At 72.2% G+C, this 2,129-nt stretch carries 1 protein-coding gene and 1 pseudogene; both read right to left on the bottom strand.

The window, feature by feature from the left end:
• Positions 1–1,643: thiamine pyrophosphate-requiring protein (locus VGD85_RS05210; protein WP_331062384.1), on the bottom strand; the 1,643-nt coding region annotated here is incomplete at its 3' end.
• Positions 1,640–2,129: pseudogene (locus tag VGD85_RS05215) on the bottom strand ((Fe-S)-binding protein); the annotation flags it as partial. The gene VGD85_RS05210 and the pseudogene VGD85_RS05215, both read right to left, overlap by 4 nt.

Raw genomic sequence — 2,129 nt, forward strand, 5'->3', positions numbered from 1 at the left:
GGGTCGCAGTGCACGTCGAGGACGTGCGGCCGGTCCGAGGACAGCGCCACCTGCCAGGCGTCGGCGAGCTGCTCGGGGTCGGTGACCGTGGTCGCCCCGAGGCCGCACGAGCGCGCGAAGTCGGCGTACGACACGTCCGGCAGCGCCTGGGACTCCACGAACGTCGGCGTGCCGCCCATCGCCCGCAGCTCCCACGTCACCTGGTTGAGGTCGTTGTTGTGCAGCACCGCGACCACCAGCCGCGGGTCGGCCCACTCCTGCCAGTAGCGGGAGATCGTGAGCAGCTCGGCCAGCCCGTTCATCTGCATCGCGCCGTCGCCCTCGAACGCGATCGCCGGCCGGTCCGGGTGGGCGAACTTCGCGCCGATCGCGTACGGCACCGCCGCGCCCATCGTCGCGAGCGTCCCGGAGAGCGAGCCGCGCATCCGGCCGCGCATCTGGACGTGCCGGGCGTACCAGTTCGCCGCCGACCCGCTGTCGGAGCTGATGATCGCGTCGGCCGGGGCGACCTTCGAGAACTCGTTGAAGATCCGCATCGGGTTGATCGGGTCGGCCGCCACGTGCGCCTCGGCGTCCATCACCTCCCCCCAGTCCGCGACCTTGGCACAGAGCTCGTCGTGCCAGGAGCGGTCCTGCTGCTTCTCCAGCAGCGGGATCAGGGCCCGCAGCGTGGCCTGCGCATCGCCGACGAGATTGACCTCGTAGGGATAGCGCATCCCGACCATCGTGCCGTCGATGTCGATCTGGACGGCCCGGGCCTGGTCCAGCTCGGGGAGGAACTGGGTGTAGGGGAAGTTCGACCCGACGGTGAGCAGCGTGTCGCAGCCCATCATCATCTCGTAGCTCGGGCGCGTGCCCAGCAGCCCGATCGAGCCGGTCACCCACGGCAGCTGGTCGCTGAGCACGTCCTTGCCGAGCAGCGCCTTCGCGACCCCGGCGCCGAGCAGGTCGACCACCTCGGCGATCTCGGCGTCCGCGCCCCGGGCGCCCTGCCCGACCAGCAGCGCGACCTTGCGGCCGGCGTTGAGGACGTCGGCCGCCTGGCGCAGCGCCGCCGGGTCCGGGGTGACCGAGGGCCGCGGGGGCGGGGTCAGGCTCGAGGGCACCATCTTGAACGCGTGCCCCGGGGCGGCGTACTCGAGCTCCTGCACGTCGTTGGGCACGATGATCGCGGTGGGTGCGCGGCGGGCCACCGCGATCCGGATCGCCCGGTCCACGACGTTGGGCAGCTGCTCGGGCACCGTCACCATCTGCACGTAGTCGCTCGCGACGTCCTTGAACAGGCTGACCAGGTCGACCTCCTGCTGATAGCTGCCGCCCATCGCCGTGCGGTTGGTCTGCCCGACGATTGCCACCACGGGCACGTGGTCGAGCTTGGCGTCGTACAGGCCGTTGAGCAGGTGGATCGCGCCCGGGCCCGAGGTCGCCATGCAGACGCCGGGGCGTCCGGAGAACTTCGCGTAGCCCACGGCCTCGAACGCGCTCATCTCCTCGTGTCGCGACTGGATGAAGCGGGGCTGGTCGTCGGCGCGGGAGAACGCGCCGAGGATGCCGTTGATCCCGTCGCCGGGATAGCCGAAGACCTGCTCGACCCCCCCTTCCCGCAGGCGGGCGAGCAGCTGGTCGGCCACGGTCGTCGTCATCTCGTGCTCCCTTCGGGTGATCCTTCGGGTGGGTGTGCGCCGCGGGCCGGTCGGCTCGCGAGCAGCCAGGCCAGGAGCTGGGCCAGGTGCTGGCCCTCGTTGCCCCCGCTGTCGAGGTCGTGGATCTGGGTGCGGCAGGAGAAGCCGTCGGCGAGCACGACGGTGCCGCGGTCGCGGGGGTCGACCTCGCGCAGCCGCGGCAGCAGCACCTGCTCGGCGCACGCCTCGCTGACCGCGCCGTGGCCGGCGGTGAAGCCGAAGTTGCCGGCCAGGCCGCAGCAGCCCGAGTCGAGCCGCTCGACGTCGGCGCCGGCCCGCTCGAGCAGGGCGCGGTCGGCGTCCCAGCCGAGCACGGCGTGCTGGTGGCAGTGCACCTGCGTGATCGCCGAGACCCCCGAGGCGTCCGGCGGCTCCCAGCCGTCGGTGTGCTCGGTCAGCAGCTCGGCGAGGGTGACGGTGTGGTCGCGCACCCGCTTGGTGTCCAGG

Origin of the sequence: Nocardioides sp. (genome assembly GCF_036401255.1) — a bacterium.
Classification (GTDB): Bacteria; Actinomycetota; Actinomycetes; order Propionibacteriales; family Nocardioidaceae; genus Nocardioides.